The sequence below is a fragment of the Nonomuraea insulae genome (assembly GCF_042656245.1).
The window spans coordinates 20,790-36,438 of record NZ_JBHSPA010000119.1 but is presented as its reverse complement, the minus strand read 5'-3'; the positions used below and the strand labels follow the sequence as shown (position 1 = coordinate 36,438).

At 71.2% G+C, this 15,649-nt stretch carries 17 protein-coding genes; 6 read left to right on the top strand and 11 right to left on the bottom strand.

Annotated features, from left to right (window positions below; genetic code table 11):
• Positions 1–38 precede the first annotated feature (38 nt).
• On the top strand, positions 39–2,177 hold the full coding sequence (locus tag ACFPZ3_RS66500) for a SpoIIE family protein phosphatase (RefSeq protein ID WP_379524668.1): 2,139 nt from the start codon (positions 39–41) through the stop codon (positions 2,175–2,177).
• A gap of 36 nt (positions 2,178–2,213) precedes the next feature.
• Here ACFPZ3_RS66500 and ACFPZ3_RS66495 read toward each other — a convergent pair whose 3' ends face one another.
• From ACFPZ3_RS66495 to ACFPZ3_RS66480, 4 genes are read right to left on the bottom strand one after another with little or no spacing between them, the layout of a single operon-like run.
• Positions 2,214–2,489, bottom strand: a complete 276-nt coding sequence (locus ACFPZ3_RS66495) for a hypothetical protein (protein ID WP_379524667.1) — start codon at positions 2,487–2,489, stop codon at positions 2,214–2,216.
• Between the two features lie 2 nt (positions 2,490–2,491).
• A complete protein-coding gene (locus tag ACFPZ3_RS66490; RefSeq protein WP_379524666.1) occupies positions 2,492–2,926 on the bottom strand; it encodes a hypothetical protein in 435 nt (144 codons plus the stop codon).
• Positions 2,923–3,240, bottom strand: a complete 318-nt coding sequence (locus ACFPZ3_RS66485; RefSeq protein WP_379524665.1) for a hypothetical protein — start codon at positions 3,238–3,240, stop codon at positions 2,923–2,925. Before ACFPZ3_RS66485 ends, ACFPZ3_RS66490 begins: the two co-directional genes overlap by 4 nt.
• A 25-nt stretch (positions 3,241–3,265) precedes the next feature.
• Positions 3,266–3,925 carry a DJ-1/PfpI family protein gene (locus ACFPZ3_RS66480; protein ID WP_379524664.1) on the bottom strand — a complete coding sequence of 220 codons (660 nt, stop codon included), beginning with the start codon at positions 3,923–3,925 and terminating at the stop codon, positions 3,266–3,268.
• Positions 3,926–4,095: 170 nt separating this feature from the next.
• On the opposite strand from ACFPZ3_RS66480, the gene ACFPZ3_RS66475 reads away from it, so the two are divergent.
• Positions 4,096–5,040: a GlxA family transcriptional regulator gene (locus ACFPZ3_RS66475; RefSeq protein WP_379524663.1), complete on the top strand. Its 945-nt coding sequence runs from the start codon at positions 4,096–4,098 to the stop codon at positions 5,038–5,040.
• Here ACFPZ3_RS66475 and ACFPZ3_RS66470 read toward each other — a convergent pair.
• Positions 5,027–6,460, bottom strand: coding sequence for an MFS transporter (locus ACFPZ3_RS66470; protein WP_379524662.1), 1,434 nt, complete (start codon positions 6,458–6,460; stop codon positions 5,027–5,029). The genes ACFPZ3_RS66475 and ACFPZ3_RS66470 overlap by 14 nt on opposite strands.
• Positions 6,461–6,543: 83 nt before the next feature.
• On the opposite strand from ACFPZ3_RS66470, the gene ACFPZ3_RS66465 reads away from it, so the two are divergent.
• Entirely contained in the window at positions 6,544–6,702 is a 159-nt protein-coding gene (locus ACFPZ3_RS66465) for a hypothetical protein (RefSeq protein WP_379524661.1), read from the top strand.
• On the opposite strand, the gene ACFPZ3_RS66460 is transcribed toward ACFPZ3_RS66465, so the two are convergent.
• Positions 6,699–7,898 (bottom strand): cytochrome P450 family protein, encoded by a 1,200-nt coding sequence (locus tag ACFPZ3_RS66460; RefSeq protein ID WP_379524660.1) that lies wholly within the window; start codon positions 7,896–7,898, stop codon positions 6,699–6,701. The two genes, ACFPZ3_RS66465 and ACFPZ3_RS66460, sit on opposite strands and share 4 nt — an antisense overlap.
• A 92-nt stretch (positions 7,899–7,990) precedes the next feature.
• Here ACFPZ3_RS66460 and ACFPZ3_RS66455 point away from each other — a divergent pair, with 92 nt between their 5' ends.
• Positions 7,991–8,578 (top strand): TetR/AcrR family transcriptional regulator, encoded by a 588-nt coding sequence (locus ACFPZ3_RS66455; protein WP_379524659.1) that lies wholly within the window; start codon positions 7,991–7,993, stop codon positions 8,576–8,578.
• A gap of 12 nt (positions 8,579–8,590) precedes the next feature.
• Here ACFPZ3_RS66455 and ACFPZ3_RS66450 read toward each other — a convergent pair whose 3' ends face one another.
• From ACFPZ3_RS66450 to ACFPZ3_RS66435, 4 genes are all read right to left on the bottom strand, one after another.
• Positions 8,591–9,025 (bottom strand): carboxymuconolactone decarboxylase family protein, encoded by a 435-nt coding sequence (locus ACFPZ3_RS66450; RefSeq protein ID WP_379524658.1) that lies wholly within the window; start codon positions 9,023–9,025, stop codon positions 8,591–8,593.
• Between the two features lie 106 nt (positions 9,026–9,131).
• Positions 9,132–9,611, bottom strand: coding sequence for an RrF2 family transcriptional regulator (locus tag ACFPZ3_RS66445; protein WP_379524657.1), 480 nt, complete (start codon positions 9,609–9,611; stop codon positions 9,132–9,134).
• Positions 9,612–9,678: 67 nt separating this feature from the next.
• Positions 9,679–10,866 (bottom strand): hypothetical protein, encoded by a 1,188-nt coding sequence (locus tag ACFPZ3_RS66440; RefSeq protein WP_379524656.1) that lies wholly within the window; start codon positions 10,864–10,866, stop codon positions 9,679–9,681.
• A 373-nt stretch (positions 10,867–11,239) separates the two neighbouring features.
• Positions 11,240–12,739 (bottom strand): tetratricopeptide repeat protein, encoded by a 1,500-nt coding sequence (locus tag ACFPZ3_RS66435; protein WP_379524655.1) that lies wholly within the window; start codon positions 12,737–12,739, stop codon positions 11,240–11,242.
• A 176-nt stretch (positions 12,740–12,915) separates the two neighbouring features.
• Here ACFPZ3_RS66435 and ACFPZ3_RS66430 point away from each other — a divergent pair, with 176 nt between their 5' ends.
• A complete protein-coding gene (locus tag ACFPZ3_RS66430; protein WP_379524654.1) occupies positions 12,916–13,788 on the top strand; it encodes a UTP--glucose-1-phosphate uridylyltransferase in 873 nt (290 codons plus the stop codon).
• A gap of 273 nt (positions 13,789–14,061) precedes the next feature.
• Here the strand turns inward: ACFPZ3_RS66430 and sigJ are convergent, their stop codons facing one another.
• Positions 14,062–14,973: an RNA polymerase sigma factor SigJ gene (sigJ, locus tag ACFPZ3_RS66425; protein ID WP_379524653.1), complete on the bottom strand. Its 912-nt coding sequence runs from the start codon at positions 14,971–14,973 to the stop codon at positions 14,062–14,064.
• Between the two features lie 145 nt (positions 14,974–15,118).
• Between sigJ and ACFPZ3_RS66420 the strand changes: the two genes are divergently transcribed.
• Entirely contained in the window at positions 15,119–15,649 is a 531-nt protein-coding gene (locus ACFPZ3_RS66420; protein WP_379524652.1) for a YceI family protein, read from the top strand.

The window sequence follows — 15,649 nt, the reverse complement described above, 5'->3', positions numbered from 1 at the left end:
GGGACCGCGTGTCGCCCCGGAGTGGAGCCTGCTGAGCCGTGTCCGGCCAGGTTGATGTGACTGCTCAACGGCATGCGTCCGAGCTGGATGAGGTGCTGCGGCATGCCGTCGGCGCGGCCGGTGCACATATCGGCGTCATCTATCTCCTGTCCGACGACGGTCAAGTCCTTTTCCTGGACACGGAGATCGGACTGCCGGCCCAGGTCGTCAAACCCTGGGCCAGGCTCAGGATGAACGCCGGCGCTCCGGCCGCCGCCGCCGTACGTCAGCGGCAATTGGTGTGGGCCCCCGATCACCAGGAGATGGCCCGCCGTTTTCCCGCCACCGCGCTCGCGCTGCCGTACCCGTTCGCCGCGGCCGCCGCTCCCATCCAGACCGGTGACCGCGTCTGGGGAGCCCTGGCGTTGCTCTGGCCGCCGTCCCATCCCTCCGAACTCGCCTCCCACGAGCAGGAGAGCATGGACGCCGCCTGCAAGAAGCTGGGCGGCCTGCTGGGGCAGGCGGCCGACAGTGGGGTTCTGCCGCCGCACACGGGGGAGCCGCGCGTTCTCCTTCCGACGCCGGGCCGGACGCCGGAGGTCGGGCAGGCCGTCGCCGCCGCGCTCTACCTCGACCGGTTCCGCGACGGATGTCTCGCGTTCAGCCTGGAAGGCCGCATCACCTTCGTCAGCGCCTCGGCCGCCGACCTGCTCGGCGGCGACGTCGCCGGGCTGCTGGGCACGCCGCTGTGGGAGGCGGCCCCCTGGTTGAAGAACCCGGTGTTCGAAGATCGGTGCAGGGCCGCCGTGATCAGTCAGGAGACCACGTCCTGTACGGTCCGCCGCCCGGACGGCTGCGAACTGCGTTTCTACCTGTATCCGGATTCGACGGGCATCAGCCTGCGCATCGCCCCGGTCCCGATCGATCAGGCGACGCAGCCGCATCCGTACGAGCCGCTCGATTCCAGCCTCAGGAGCCTGCAGCAGGCGGACGTCTTCTACAACTTCGTCCACCTGGCGACGGCCCTGACCAGGGCGCTCAACGTACGGGAGATCATCGATCTGTTCGCCGACCAGGTCATGCCGGTGTTCAAGGCCAAGGCGATGGCCATGGTGATAGCGGAGGGTGACAAGACGAAGGTCCTCGGCTCCCGCGGCTACGGCAGTGAGGTGCTCGACCATCTCGACGGCCTGTCACTGAACTCAGTGACCCCCGCCGAACGTGTCCTGCGCACCGGCGAGCCCCTGTTCTTCTCCAACCGCGGCGAACTGCGGCACATGTACGCGGATGCCCCCGACTGTGACGACATGGCAGCCTGGGCCTTCCTGCCCCTGGCCGGCTCCGACGGCGGGATCGGCACCTGCGTGCTCGCCTTCGCCGAGCCCCGCCCGTTCAGCACCGAGGAACGCACCAGCCTCACCACCCTGGCCGGCCTGATCGCCACGGCCCTCGACCGAGCCCTGCTCTACGACGCCAAGGAACGGCTGGCGCAGACCCTCCAGGAGACGCTGCTCCCGAGGAGCCTGCCCGAGATCCCCGGGCTCGACGTGGCGGCCCGCTACCTGCCCGCCACCCGCGGCGTGGGCATCGGCGGCGACTTCTACGACCTCATCCGCCTCAGCGACACCCTGCTGATGGCGGTCATCGGCGACGTCCAGGGGCACAACGTGACGGCCGCCGCGCTCATGGGGCAGGTACGCACCGCCATCCGCGCCCACGCCGCCGCCGGCGCCACCCCCGGTGAGGTGCTCGAACACACCAACCGCCTGCTCATCGAGACCGAGACCGACCTGTTCACCAGTTGCCTGCTCGTCCAGGTCGACCTGCGGCTGCGTACCCTCCGCACGTCCAGCGCCGGCCACCCGCCCCCGCTGCTGCGCCCGCCCAACGCTCCCGGCGAGATCATCGACGTGGCCCCGGGACTGCTGCTCGGCGTGGACACCGACGTGGACTACTCCACCCTCGAAGTGCCGTTCCCGCCCGGGGCGCTGCTCGCCCTCTACACCGACGGCCTGGTCGAAACCCCCGGCGTCGACATCGACGACGCCATCGGCGCCCTCGCGGCCCGGCTGACCGACGCCTCGGAGGAGTCCCTCCACCAGCTCAGCAACACCCTGCTCGGCCCTGCCCCGCACACCATGCGGCGCACCGACGACATCGCCCTCCTGCTGTTGGAGCACCGCATGGGCCCGCCGTAGCGCGGTCTACCTCGCCTCCCTCAGCGCGTCGCGGAACTAGCCGCGCGACCGGGCGGCGTCCTCGTCATGAGCGCTGAGCCGCCGCAGCGCGAGCAGGCCGCCGACGCCGGGAATGACGGCGAGGGCCTTGGCGGGAGCCGGGGCCCGCCGGACGCGCCAGGTCGCGATCACGACGATCAGGTACGCGCACCCGTGCGCGGGCCCCATCAGGGAGGAGATGGGCTTGAGGTGCACGGTGGCGAGGTTGGCGAGCATGATGACCAGGGAGACGAGCTCGGCGTGCGCCGCGATGCGCAGGGGACGAAGGTGCACGCTCACACTCCCGTGGTGGAGCCGGGACGGATGATCATCAGGACGGTGACCGTGGCCCACAGGAGGTTGAACACCCCGGTCAGCATGGCCAGGCGGCCGGCGGGCCCGGGGTCTGGCGCGGTGGCGAGCGCGGTGTCCTGGGCGGGCAGGATCAGCAGGCCCAGGATGGCGGCGGCCGCGGCGGTCAGGATGATCGAGGCGATCAGCCACGTGTCGCCGAGCACGCCGAGGCTGCTCGCCGTGGCGAACCCGAACACGGGGACCGCGATGCCGACGGCCGAGTAGACACGGCAGATGCGGTGCAGCATGCGCAGGGTGGTGAGCGAGTCGTGGCCGGCGCGGCGCAGGGTCGCGGGGAACATGCTCGCCGCCACGGTGACCGGGCCGACTGCCACGATGGCGGCCAGGACGTGCACGGACAGGAACAGTTTCGTCACGGCCGGCGCTCCGCGGCCGTGCGGCGCAGACCGGTGACCTTCGAGGCCGGCAGGCGTCCGGCCCTGGAGGTGCCGGTCAGGGTGTCGCCGTCCACGGTCGTGGTGAAGGTCAGGTTCAGGCGCATGGGCTTGGTGATGGCCTGGTTCCAGGTGAGCCGGTTCCCGTCGAGGACGACGTCGCCGAGCGTGACCTCCTCTCCCGTCCCGTACGCGGTCCCGGCCAGGACCCCGTCGTCCCGCCGGAGCTCGACCACCGCCTTGATCGTGCCGATCGGGGTGGACATGGACACGTCCCAGGTGCCTTCGACGGACATGATGCGTTCTTTCTCCTTGAAGTGGTCAGAAGCCGGCGGGCGCCGGGCCCCGGTCGTGCCAGACGACGCCGCGGCGCTCATAGGCGAACAACTCTTCGACGGCATGCGCGATCCGGGGGCCGACCTCGCGTTCCAGCAGGTAAAGGGCCAGGTCGAGCCCCGAGGTGACACCGGCGCCGGTGACCAGGTCGCCGTCGTCGACGACGCGGGCCCTGACCGCGTGCGCGCCGGTGGCGTCGAGCAGGTCCAGGCCCAGGTGGTGGGTGGTGGCGGCGCGGCCTTCCAGCAGCCCGGCCATGGCCAGGACCAGCGAGCCGCCGCACACCGTGCCGACCGTCACCCGCGGGTTCTCCATCGCCGCTTTGAGCAGCGCGGGCAGGTCAGTGGTCAGGGTACGGCCGAGCAGCACGGGGATCGACTCGTCCCCGCCCTCCTCACCCGGCTCACCGATACGGCCGGCGGCGCCGGGCACCACGATCAGGCCCGCCCGCCCGGGATCGAGGGCGGCGGTGGCGCGCAGCGCCAGCCCCCCGGTGCCGCTGACCACCTCGCGCGGTCCTTCGGCGGAGACCAGTTCCACGCTCACCGCGCCGTCGGAGGCAGCGCCCCCGGCGGACAGCACCTCGTAGGGGGCGACGGCGTCGAGCGGATCGAAGCCGTCGAACAGAACTATCTGGGCGTGCATGGAGAAGTCCTCCTGGTGGCGATGGGATCGGTCCCCGACGTTAACGGGCCGCCACCTCGCCTCCCAGTGGCATTAGTGACATCTTCCCCCGGGAAAACGCCAGAGGGATAAGGCCAGGCCAGAGCGGCTTTTGGGAAGACATGGGTCAGGTGGGCGGGTATGTTCCTGCCATGCACACCATCGCCGTGCTCGCCCTGGACGGGGTGATCCCGTTCGATCTGTCCACCCCGATCGAGACCTTCACCCGAACCCGTCTCCCGGACGGACGCCCCGGCTACCAGATCCGCGTGTGCGCGGAACACCCGGAGATCGACGCGGGCGCCTTCACCCTGCGCGCGCCCTGGGGGCTGGACGGGCTCAAGGGCGCCGACACGATCATCGTGCCCGGCACGGCCGACCCCGCGGCCCCGCTCGCCCCGGCCGTCCGCGACGCGCTCCTGGCAGCCGCCGCGTACGGCACCCGCATCGCCTCCATCTGCACCGGCACCTTCACCCTGGCCGCCACCGGCCTCCTCGACGGCCTGCGGGCCACCACCCACTGGATCGCGGCCGGCCTCCTCGCCGCCACCTACCCGGACATCGAGGTGGACCCCGACGTCCTCTACGTCGACAACGGCCAGATCCTCACCTCGGCCGGCGCCGCCGCGGGCCTCGACCTGTGCCTGCACCTGATCCGCCGCGACTGCGGCTCGGCCGTCGCCGCACACGCCGCCCGGCTGTCCGTCATGCCCCTGGAACGGGAGGGCGGCCAGGCGCAGTTCATCGTCCACGACTACGCGCCCACCCCGCAGGGCTCGGTCCTCGACCCCGTGCTCGCCTGGTTGCAGGACAACCTGGCCGCCGATCTCACCCTCGCCGACATCGCCGCGAAGGCCGGCACCAGCACCCGCACGCTGATCCGCCGCTTTCGCGACCAGACCGGCACGACTCCGCTCCAATGGCTGCACCGTGCCCGCATCCGCCAGGCGCAGCACCTCCTGGAGACCACTCAGCACCCCGTCGAGCGCATCGGCGCCCAGGTCGGCTTCGGCTCGCCGACCGCCTTCCGCGACCGCTTCAAGCGCACCACCGGCGTCAGCCCCCACACCTACCGGCGTACGTTTAGCGGATCCTGATGTCCGGCATGAGTAGGATCGCGGTCAGCGCGAGCAGGCCGCCCAGACCGCCGATCCAGGCCACGGTGGTGCCGATGCCCTGGATGAGGGCGCCGGCGCTCGCTCCGCCGGTGAGGTGGTGGGCGAGCAGGGACTGGCCGACGGCGAGGGCGGCGGCCCCGCCGAGCTGCTTGGTGAGCATGGAGCCGGCGGTGGCGGTGCCGATGTCGGCCCGGGGGACGCTGTTCTGGGCGACGATGCTGGCGCCGCCCATGGCGGGCCCGGTGCCCAGGCCGATGAGCAGCAGGCAGCAGGCGATCAGCGGGGTGGGGGTGCCGGTGCCGAGAGCGAGGAAGGGCAGGCTGCCGGCGGTCAGCGACCCGGCGCCGAGCAGCAGCGCGGTCCTGGGCCGCCCGGTGCGCTGCACGGCGGCGCCGGTCAGCCGGTTGCTGAGCACCATCCCGGCCAGCATCGGCAGCAGGAGCAGCCCGGAGACGGTGGCGCTGTAGCCGCGTACCTGCTGGAAGTAGAGGGCCAGGAAGATGCCCGCGGGCAGGCTCGCGGCCTGGAAGAAGAACCCGGCCGCGATGATCGCCGCGTACGCGCGGTGCCCGAACAGGCGCAGCGGCAGGATCGGCACCTCGGTGCGCCGCTCCACCGCGACCAGGACCCCCAGCAGCACACCGCCCAGCACGATGGGCCCGCCCACCGTCAGGTCGGCCCAGCCGCGCTCGCCGTACCCCTTGAGGGTCAGACCGAGCAGCACCAGGGACAGGCCCGCGGTGAGCAGCACGACGCCCGCCAGGTCCAGCCGGCCGGTGGCGGCGGTGCCGGGGCGGAGGCGTGGCAGCAGGGCGACGAGGACGGCCGCTCCGGTCAGCCCGATCGGGAGGTTGAGCAGGAACGCCCACCGCCAGCTCGCGTAGTCGGTCAGGACGCCGCCGACCAGCGGGCCGCCGATCATGCCGACGATCAGCATGCCGGCCATGACGCTCTGCATGCGTACCATGCCCGCCATGCGGCTGGGCGGATACATGTCGCGGATCACCGACATGCTCACCGTGAGCAGCGCGCCCGCCCCGAGCCCCTGCAGGGCCCGGGCGGCGATCAGCATGGTGATGGACTGCGCGGCGCCGCAGGCCAGTGAGCCGGCCAGGAACACGCCCAGGCCGACGAGCAGCGGGCCGCGCCGGCCGTGCAGGTCGGAGAAGCGGCCGTAGAGCGGGACGGTGACGGTGGAGGTCAGCAGGTAGGCGGTGACCACCCACACGTACCAGGTGGCGGTGCCGCCGAGCTGGGCGACGATCCTGGGCATCGCCGTGCCGGTCACGGTGCCGTCCAGCATCGCCAGGAAGGTGCAGCCGAGCAGGGCGGCGGTGAGCGGGCGGCGGGCTCGGTCAGGCAGGAGTTCGTACGTCATCTCGTGTGGTGCGGTCGTCATGCGTGCCAGACTACGGAGTGAGTCCTCACTCCGTCAATGATGGAGTGAGGACTCACTCCGGTGTAGTGTAGGAGCCGCTGAAGGTGACCGAGCGCGAGAAGATCGCCGGCGGCCTCGAACGTGCTCAGGGCGCCGGCGTCATCGACGAGGTCATCGAGCCCGCGAGGACGCGCGGCGCCATCGCCCTGGCGATCGCCGAGGCCGTGCCAGCAAGGGGGGCGCACGGCGACATCCCGGTCTAAAGCCTGACCGGGAGCTCCTCAAGGCCGCGGAAGATCATCAGTGCCTCCTGGGGGCGCATCCGGAGGTCCTCGGGCGGGGCGGCGAGCCGGATCCCGGGGAAGCGCGCGAACAGGGACGAGAAGGCCACCATCCCCTCCAGCCTGGCCAGCGGCGCGCCGAGGCAGAAGTGCATGCCGTGCCCGAAGGCCAGGTGCGGGTTGTCCTTCCTGGCCAGGTCGAGCTTGTCGGGCAGGTCGAAGCGGTGGGGATCGCGGTCGGCCGAGCCCAGGGCGACGACCACCAGGCTGCCTGAGGGAATGGTGACGCCGCCCACCTCGACGTCCTCGACGGCGGTGCGGAAGGTGGCGCGCTCGACCGGGCCGTCGTACCGCAGCAGCTCCTCCACGGCCGACGGCAGCAGCCCGGGGTCGGCCATGAGCGCGTCGAGCTGGTCGCGGTTGCGCAGCAGGGCGAGGGTGCCGTTGCCGATGAGGTTGACCGTGGTCTCGTGCCCGGCGATGAACAGCAGCATGAGCGTGCCGTGCAACTCCTGCTCGTCGAGCGTGCCCCGATCGTCGGTGGCCATGATCAGCGCGCTGATCAGGTCGGGCTGCTCCTCGCTCGGCAGGGTGCGGTCGATCTCGCTCCGGCGCAGCGCGATGAGGTCGGACATGTAGATTCCGAGCGCCGCCAGCCCCGCCTCGCGCCGCTGCCTGCGCTCCGGCGTCGAGGGCACGATCGTCATGGAACGCGTCCACGTACGGAACTGGTCGCGATCCTCCGCCGGGACGCCGAGCATCTCGCAGATCACGATGACCGGCAGCGGGAAGGCGAACCGGCCGATGAGGTCGATCTCCTCGCCGACCGGCAGCGCGTCGAGCAGGTCGTCGGTGATCTGCTGGATGCGCGGGCGCAGGCTCTCGACGCGTCTCGGCGTGAACGCCCTGCCGACGACCCGCCGCAGGCGCGTGTGGTCGGGCGGGTCGCTGGCCAGCATGTTGACGCCGAGCGGCCCGACGTCCTCGGTGACGATTCCCGCCTCGCGCAGATAGGCGGGCGCGTTCTTGGGGTGCTTGGACAGGCGCTGGTCGTTCAGGGCGGCGCGGGCGTCGTCGTAGCGGAGGACGACGTACGCGTACCCGCCCAGTGGTGTGGCGACGCGCTGTACGGGACCTTCTTCACGCAGGGTGGCATAACGGGCGTAGGTGTCACTCATGTGAGCCCCCTCGATGGCCTTAGATACGCAACCGTATCTATTCGACCGTAATCTCCTTTCGTTAGATACGCAAGCGTTGCTACCCTATGGAGATGACCAAGGATCCTCGCCGCGCCCGCCGTCCCAGCGAGGCGCTGCGCCGGGACATCCAGCAGGCGATGATCGACGAGCTGGTGGAGCACGGCTACGGCGAGGTCTCCATCGAGGGCGTGGCGGCACGGGCCGGCGCGGCCAAGACGTCGGTCTACCGCTACTGGGCCACCAAGGAGGAGCTCGTCATCGACGCGCTGGCGAACGCGCTGCCCCTGCCCGACCGCGGGCCGAGCACCGGCAGCGTGCGCGGTGACTTCGCCGTCATGATGAGCCTGATGGCCCAGTCCCTCGGCGGCCTGGCCGGCCAGGTCCTGCTGACCGTGGCCGCGGAACGCCGGCGGCATCCCGAGGTCGCCGAGGCCGTCATGGAGCGCGTCGTCCGGCCCCGTCAGCGGCTGATGCTGGAGGCCCTGGACCGTGCCGTCGCCCGCGGCGAGATCCCCGCCGAGGCGGCCCGCGCCCTGCCGGTGCAGGTGGCAGGCAGCCTGCTCCTGCAGCACTTCATGCACACGGGCACGCCCCCCGGCCCGGACGAGATCGACGACTACCTCGACCGGGCCGTCATGCCGGTGCTGAACCGAAAGTGACCGGCGAGAGGACTAATGGCCGGGAGCGTTGCGGAGTGTGACGTTGATGCGGTTCCAGGCGTTGATCGACGCGATCGCCATGACCAGGGCGGCCAGTGACTCCTCGTCGTAGTGGTCCGCCGCCGCGTCCCACACGTCGTCCGGGACCCCGTCGGGGTTGTCGGAGATCCGCGTGGCCGCCTCGGCGAGCGCCAGGGCGGCGCGCTCCTCGTCGGAGAAGAACGGGGTGTCGCGCCAGGCCGCGAGCGCGTGGACGCGCCGCTCGGACACGCCGGCCTGCTGGGCCTCGCGGGCGTGCATGTCCACGCAGTAGCCGCAGCCGTTGATCTGGCTGACCCGCAGCCGCAGCAGGTCGAGCGTGGCGCGGGGGACGGAGGTGCCGTTGAGGTACGCCTCCAGCGCGTACATCGCCTTCATGCCGTCCGCGGCGGGCTTACGGATGCTCATGCGCATCTTGTGTCTCCTTTGTGGATAATCGAGATATTTGATATCCAGAATCTTGCCAAATGCCCGTGCTGCCACAGGCTGCTCGGGGGCTCGGGGGCTCAGGGGCTCAGGGGCGGCGACTGGCAAACCAGTCGCGCGCGGACGCGGGCGCGCGGGGGTGGCGGCGCTCCACCGTCGCCTTGATGTCGGCCAGCGTCTGACCGGCCAGCTCCTTGCGCCACGTCAGCTCGGCCCGGCGCATGGCCTGCGACACGACGCACGCCTTGCGGTAGTCGGCATCCTCCCGGCCGCCCGGCCCCTTGCGCAGGATCTCCTCACAGCGGAACGCCTCGCCCGGTCCCTCGATCGCCGTCACCACGTCGAGCAACGTGATCTGTTCCGGCGGGCGCGCCAGCCGGAACCCGCCGCGAGGGCCGGACGTGGAGGCGAGGATGCCCGCCCGCGCCAGCGCCTGAAGCTGCTTGTTCAGGTATGCCGCGGGCAGTTCGTAGAACGCCGCCAGCCGGGCCGCGGTCATCGCCTCGTCCGAGTCGAGCCAGGTCAGGTTCAGGCAACTGTGCAGGGCCCATTCCACGCCCTCGCTCATCCGCATATCCTGGATACTAGAACTCCAGAATTGCGCATGGCAAACCGGACCCGCCCCTGGACGGCTGCTACGCGGTCGGCTCCGTGATGGTCTCGGTGCCGTCGTCCCAGCGCCACCGGGTGTGCCGGCCCTGGAGGTGCACGCCGCCGATCCACCGGTCGAGGCCGTTGAGCGTGACGTGGTCCGCCTCGCCCGCCAGCACCCGCGTCCCGGCGCCGGTCAGGCGCAGGCGGGTGGCGCGGTTCGCCGGCTCATCGGCCGGCTCGGCGGCGAGCAGCGGGACGGGCGCCTGAGCCATCCGGTCCATCATCGCGAAGCACCAGTCGTCTCCCAGGTACGGGCGCGTTTCCCGGGACGCCGCCCGGACGAACGCGGTCCCGGCGTCGGTCCCGGCGCCGGACGCGCCGTCGGCGACCGCGGCGAGCACCCGTCGTTCGGTCAGCGACAGGCCGTCGCGGGTGGACGGGTACTCGCGGCTGAGCCGGTCGAACGCCTCGCCGAGGAAACGCAGGTCAGGCGAGCGGGTGGCGGCGACGGCGCCGAGGCCGGCGGGCGTCGGCGCGCGGAAGGCGGCCCAGGCTTGGGTGGCGAGCTCCAGCGCGGCCGGGGTCAGGCGGGCGCACGCCTTCGTCGCGGGCAGCTCGCGCAGTTGTTCGGCGGTCAGCTGGCCCAGGCCGCCGAATCGGGCGATGCCCGGATGCTCGCCGATGCAGATCAGGGTGACGCGCCGCGCGGGCACGTCGAGGTCGGCGAGACGGGCGAGGATCTGGATGATCTGGAGCTGGTCGTACAGATCCGCCTCGAACCACAACACGTACTCGCCGTCCCGGTTGGCCTCCAGCAGGCGGTCACGTTCGGTGAACATCGCCGTGGCCTCGCCGCGGTCGTCCGCGCCCGCCTGGACGAGGAAGGCGGCCCTGATCCGGCGCAGCTCTTCCGGCCCCACCTCGGGCACCGGGCCTTCGTGCAGGACGTCGCGCCAGAACACCACGCGCGGCGCGAGCCCGGTCCCGGGCAGGTCGGTGGCGTCGCCGTTGCTGACGTGCAGCGCCTCGGCCATCCAGCCGGTGCCGGGCGCCGTCGTGTCCGGCTGGCCGGCGAGGAGCCGGCTGCGGGCGGTCGCGTAGGACTCGCCGGTCTTGGCCATGCGGGCGCGTACGCGCCGTTTGAAGTCGGCCTGCTTGGTCATGGTCATCTCCCGCGCGGCCCATCCGCGGACCCCCAGCGGCCGGTACGGCGGGCGCGCGATCGACAACGAAGCCACCCCGGCCGAGAGGTGGGCCTCCCTTTGCCTCCGTGGGATGACCCGGCTGGGGCGGGTCGCCGGAGGTTGGGCGCGTACCGGACGCCTGTTGCCAGGATATCGCCACTCCGCGCCGGAGCGGCAGGTCAGCGGCGTCCTAGTCATCCTCGCTCTCCGCGGATGGCCCGCCGGCGGTGTTCTCACGTTGTTCGCGGTGCTCACGCTTGCCCCGCGAGAGTTCGGTGGCCAGCGCGTCGAGGCGCTGGCTCCAGAACCGGCGCAGGCGCTCCAGCCAGATGGCGGCCTCCCGTGGTGGCGCCGAGTCAACGGCTTACCGACGGTCTCACCCGTGGCTTATATAAGTCAAGGTTTAATAATGCGGGGCTCAGGGCTTGATCACGGCGGCGTAGGCGGCGCGGATGTTCACCGCGGACGTCTTGACGTACACCTTCGACGGCGGGCCGAGGTCGACGAGGTCGGAGTAGGTGGTGTAGTGGAGGGTCCTCGGGCAGAAGGTCCCGCTGATCTGCAGGCTCTTCGGGCTCACGCGCTTTCCCGTCCGCAGCTCGTAGACGCGTACGGGGATCTTCTTCTTGCGGAACGTCACGTCCGTGGGAAAGTACGGCGACAGGCGGCTCTCGTACGGGCAGGTCGCGACCTTGGAGCCGTATGTCGTCTCGCCCGCGCAGATCACCAGCGTGGCTTTGGCGGGGTCCTTGGCCAGCCAGGAGGAGGGCAGCTTCGCCTTGTGGTCGCTCCTGCCGAGCAGCAGGGCGCGGTGCGGCCCGCCGCCCTTGTACGCCTCCGCGCCGCTGTACCGCGCCGGGTGTGAGCAGTAGTCCCCGTCCTTGACCAGCCGCCGCACGGCGGCCAGCTCGATCGCCAGGCCGGCCTTCCTGACACCGTCCTCGGCCTTGGAGGCCAGGTCGTGCTCGGGATACTGGGCGAGCAACTGCTTGTACTGCTCGCGGGCCTGCTTCCACTCGTCGTCGGCCATGAACCGGTCGCCGCATCCGAGGATCGCCGCGGGCGCGACGCGCGGGACGACGCCGGCGGCCTGGTCCAGCGGGCCACCGTCGGCCGGCCGCCGGCCGAGCCAGTCGGTGATCGCCCTGGTGGAGCAGGCGTCCTCGACGGGCAGCCGGCCGGAGAACGCGCCGAGGATCCCCGTGACCCTGCCCTCCTGGCCGGGGAAGCCCGTGAGGACCGTGGACAGGTGGCCGAAACCCGCCGTCAAAGCCTGGGCGTCGCCGGTCAGGGCCGTGTCGAGCTCGGCTGAGGCCTGAGCCAGGAAGAGATCGGCACGGCGGCTCTCCACACCCTTCCACAGCGCCCCCGGATGGGCGGCGTACGTCTCCAGCGTCCTGGCCGCCTGGAGCCGGTCGTTCTGCCGCCCGGCCCGCACCAGCAGCTCGCACGCCTCGGCCGCGGTCTCGACCCGGACGGTCAGGGGCGCGTCGGCCAGACGGTGCCCGGTCCACAGACCGTCCATGATCGACAACGCGCGTGAGCAGTCGCCGCCGCGGTGGGCTTCGGCGGCGGCCCGCTCGACGCGCGCGCCGTCGAAGCGGAGGAACCCGGCGGCCACCAGCCCGGGCAGCGCCACGCCGAGCGCGATGAGCCGCTGCCTCCGGTCCGCCCGCCCCGCGCGCCCGCCCGCCAGGTGCCACCCGTGCGCGATGAGAGCCGCCCACCACAACAGGACGACGATCTCGAACCAGACGGAACGGGCGAACAGCGCGAGGACGACGACGAGCACGACCGTGACCGCCCCGGTGCCCACGGCCCACCGCCACCGCCCCAGCATCACGTAGCCGATGCTGAGCAGGGACGCGTTGGCGAGCGCGACGGCCAGCGGGTCACGGGATCGGCCTGCGGGATCCAAGGGAGTTCCCTTCCTGCGTGCTGACGGAGTGCCATTGTCCGCGCGACCGGCCGGGAGGGGTCCCGGACCCTACGTGAGGATGCCGCCGGTGGTGAGTGCATGCTTATCTTGACCTTGCGCAGGAAAGCCCCGGCTGACCCTGGTCGGCAACGGTGACGTCAACGTCAGGAGAGCACGTGATCCGCAAAGCCGTGATTCCGGTCGCCGGCCTGGGCAGCCGGCTGTTGCCACTGACCAGAGCACTCCCCAAAGAGATGCTGCCGATCGGCGACAAACCCGTCATCGAGCACACCATCAGGGAGCTGGTGGATTCGGGCATCGACGAGATCACCATCGTCACGTCGGGCCGCAAACAGCTCATCCAGCAGCACTTCGCGCCCGACGACGACCTCGAACTCCAGCTCCGCACGGCCGGCAAGCCCGAACTGGCCGACGCGGTCGCGGAGCTGGCGTCGCTGGCCCAGATCACCTACCTCTACCAGAACGGCCCCTACGGCAACGGCACGCCCGTCCTGAACGCCGCCCGCGTCATCGGCGACGAACCGTTCATGGTCCTGTGGGCCGACGACGTCTTCGTGGCCGACGTGCCACGGGCCAAGCAGCTCAAGGCGGCGTACGAGGCGACGCGGGCCCCCGTCCTGGCGCTGATGCCGATGGAGGTCGAGGACGCCTCCCGCTACGGCGTGCCCATCGTGACGAAGGACCTCGGGCACGGCCGCCTGCGGATCTCCGGCCTGGTGGAGAAGCCGGCCCCGGAAAAGGCCCCGTCCCACTACGCCGCCATCGGCGGATACGTCGTCACCCCCGGCGTCATCGACGTCCTGGAAGCCCAGACGCGCAAGTGGCGGCAACATCCGGAAGGCGAGATCTACCTGACGGACGCCCTGCACGAGTACGCGCTCACGCACGAGGTGTACGGGCAGGTCATCGACGGCACCTGGTGGGACACGGGATCGCCGCTCAACTACCTCAAGGCCCAGTTCGCCGCCGCTCTCGCACACCCGACCTACGGCCCCGAACTGCGCAAGCTCGCCCACGACACGCCGTAGCCGGACACCACATCCCGCACAGGGGAACCGGGGGCGGTTCGTCGTGCGATAGAGGTGGTGTGCACCGCTTCTTCAGCGGAACTCGGGACGCGCCCCCGCCGGGCCCGACAGCGGCGACGCCGAACTCGTCGCCGCCGTCGCGGCCGGCAAGGTGGAGGCGCTGCGAATCCTGCACCACAGGCACGCGCCGTGGTCGCGGCCGTCCTGCTCGCCGCCCACCGTGACCTCCGCAACGCACGCGTGGGCGGCGGCAGGTGACCATGAAAGGCCGTCCTAGGAGGCCGTCTCCCGCCAAGGCCGGAGCTTCTCGGGGTTGCGCACCGCCCAGATGCGGTTGATCCGGTCGCCCGCGACGTCGAAGGCGATCACCACCAAGGTGGCGCCGTCGTGCTGGGCCACCAGGCCGGGCTGGCCGTTGACCGTGCGTTCCAGGATCCTCATGTCGGGCACCTTGCGGGCGATGTCGACGAAGAGGCGCGCGATCTCCTCGCTGCCCTCGACGGGACGGAGCACGGCGCTGACGAGGCCGCCGCCGTCGGCGACGCCCGTGGCGTCGGGGGCGAGGATGCTGACGAGGGCGTCGATGTCCTTCGCCTCCCACGCCTGCTTGAACTCCCTGACGAGGCCGACGCGCCGGGCCGCCGTGGGAGCGGGGGCCTCTGACTCGCGGATGCGTCGCCGGCCGGAGGAGGCGAGCTGGCGGCAGGCCGCCGGGGTGCGGCCCACGACGTCGGCCACCTCGGCGAAGGAGTAGCGGAAGACGTCGTGCAGGATGAGCGAGACGCGTTCCGCCGGGGTCATGGATTCGAGGACGACGAGGAAGGCCATGCTGACCGATTCGTCGAGGGTGACGCGGTCGGCGGGGTCGGCGCTGGTCCATTCCGTGTGGTCGGGCAGTGGTTCGGGGATCCATTCGCCCACGTAGCGCTCGCGGCGGGCCCTGGCCGAGCCGAGCAGGTCGAGGCAGATGCGGCTGGCGACCTTGGTCAGCCAGGCTCCCGGTGAGTCGATGGCGTCCTGTTGCGGCCGGGACATGGCGTACCAGCGGGCGTAGGTCTCCTGGACGACGTCCTCGGCGTCGGCCAGCGAGCCGAGCAGCCGGTAGGCGAGGTTGGTGAGCTGACGCCGCTCGCTCATGATCGCGCTCAGGTCCGGATCGAGCCGGTCGTCGGGTTGCGTGGTCATGGTGTCGTCGGCCTTCCCTTGTCACATCTGGTCACATCTGGTCTAGCGGTACGACGAGACAGCGCCGCCGAATGTCAGGCCTCACATTCGGCGGGGTCGCGTCGTCGTACTGCTGACCATCTCTTTCCTCTGGGAGCTGCCAAGCATGACGACCACGACCACGCTCAGTGAGCTGACCGGCGACTACGTCCTCGACACCGCCCGCACCCGGATCGGCTTCGTCGCCCGGCACACGATGGCCACCAGGGTACGCGGGCGGTTCGAGGAGTTCGACGGCAGCGCACACCTGGACGGCGAGGACCCGTCCAGGTCGAGCGTCCGGCTCACGATCAGGGCGAAGAGCCTCCAGACCCGCAACCCGCGGCGCGACGAGCACCTGTGCGGCAGGTTCCTGGACGTGGAGCACCACCCGGCCATCACCTTCGACTCGACCGGCGTGGAGCGGGCCGGCGAGACGGCATTCAAGGTCACCGGCGATCTGACCATCCGGGGCGTGACCAGGCCGGTCACCGTGGACTTCGAGCTGGCCGGCACGGGGAACGTCCAGGTCGGCTTCAAGGGCGGCGTCACCGTCAACCGCAAGGACTGGGGCGTGAACTGGAACGCCGCGACGGGGGCCATGGTCGGCGAGAAGGTGGTGCTGGAGTTCGACGTCGTCGCGATCCGGCAGTCCTGA

Coding starts and splice junctions, on each gene's coding strand:
- ACFPZ3_RS66485 (WP_379524665.1), bottom strand. CDS start 3,240: ATGTCCGTCGAAGGCACCTGGGACGTGTCCATGTCCACCCCGATCGGC.
- ACFPZ3_RS66480 (WP_379524664.1), bottom strand. CDS start 3,925: ATGCACGCCCAGATAGTTCTGTTCGACGGCTTCGATCCGCTCGACGCC.
- ACFPZ3_RS66475 (WP_379524663.1), top strand. CDS start 4,096: ATGCACACCATCGCCGTGCTCGCCCTGGACGGGGTGATCCCGTTCGAT.
- ACFPZ3_RS66470 (WP_379524662.1), bottom strand. CDS start 6,460: ATGACGACCGCACCACACGAGATGACGTACGAACTCCTGCCTGACCGA.
- ACFPZ3_RS66460 (WP_379524660.1), bottom strand. CDS start 7,898: ATGAGTGACACCTACGCCCGTTATGCCACCCTGCGTGAAGAAGGTCCC.
- ACFPZ3_RS66455 (WP_379524659.1), top strand. CDS start 7,991: ATGACCAAGGATCCTCGCCGCGCCCGCCGTCCCAGCGAGGCGCTGCGC.
- ACFPZ3_RS66450 (WP_379524658.1), bottom strand. CDS start 9,025: ATGAGCATCCGTAAGCCCGCCGCGGACGGCATGAAGGCGATGTACGCG.
- ACFPZ3_RS66445 (WP_379524657.1), bottom strand. CDS start 9,611: ATGAGCGAGGGCGTGGAATGGGCCCTGCACAGTTGCCTGAACCTGACC.
- sigJ (WP_379524653.1), bottom strand. CDS start 14,973: ATGACCACGCAACCCGACGACCGGCTCGATCCGGACCTGAGCGCGATC.
- ACFPZ3_RS66420 (WP_379524652.1), top strand. CDS start 15,119: ATGACGACCACGACCACGCTCAGTGAGCTGACCGGCGACTACGTCCTC.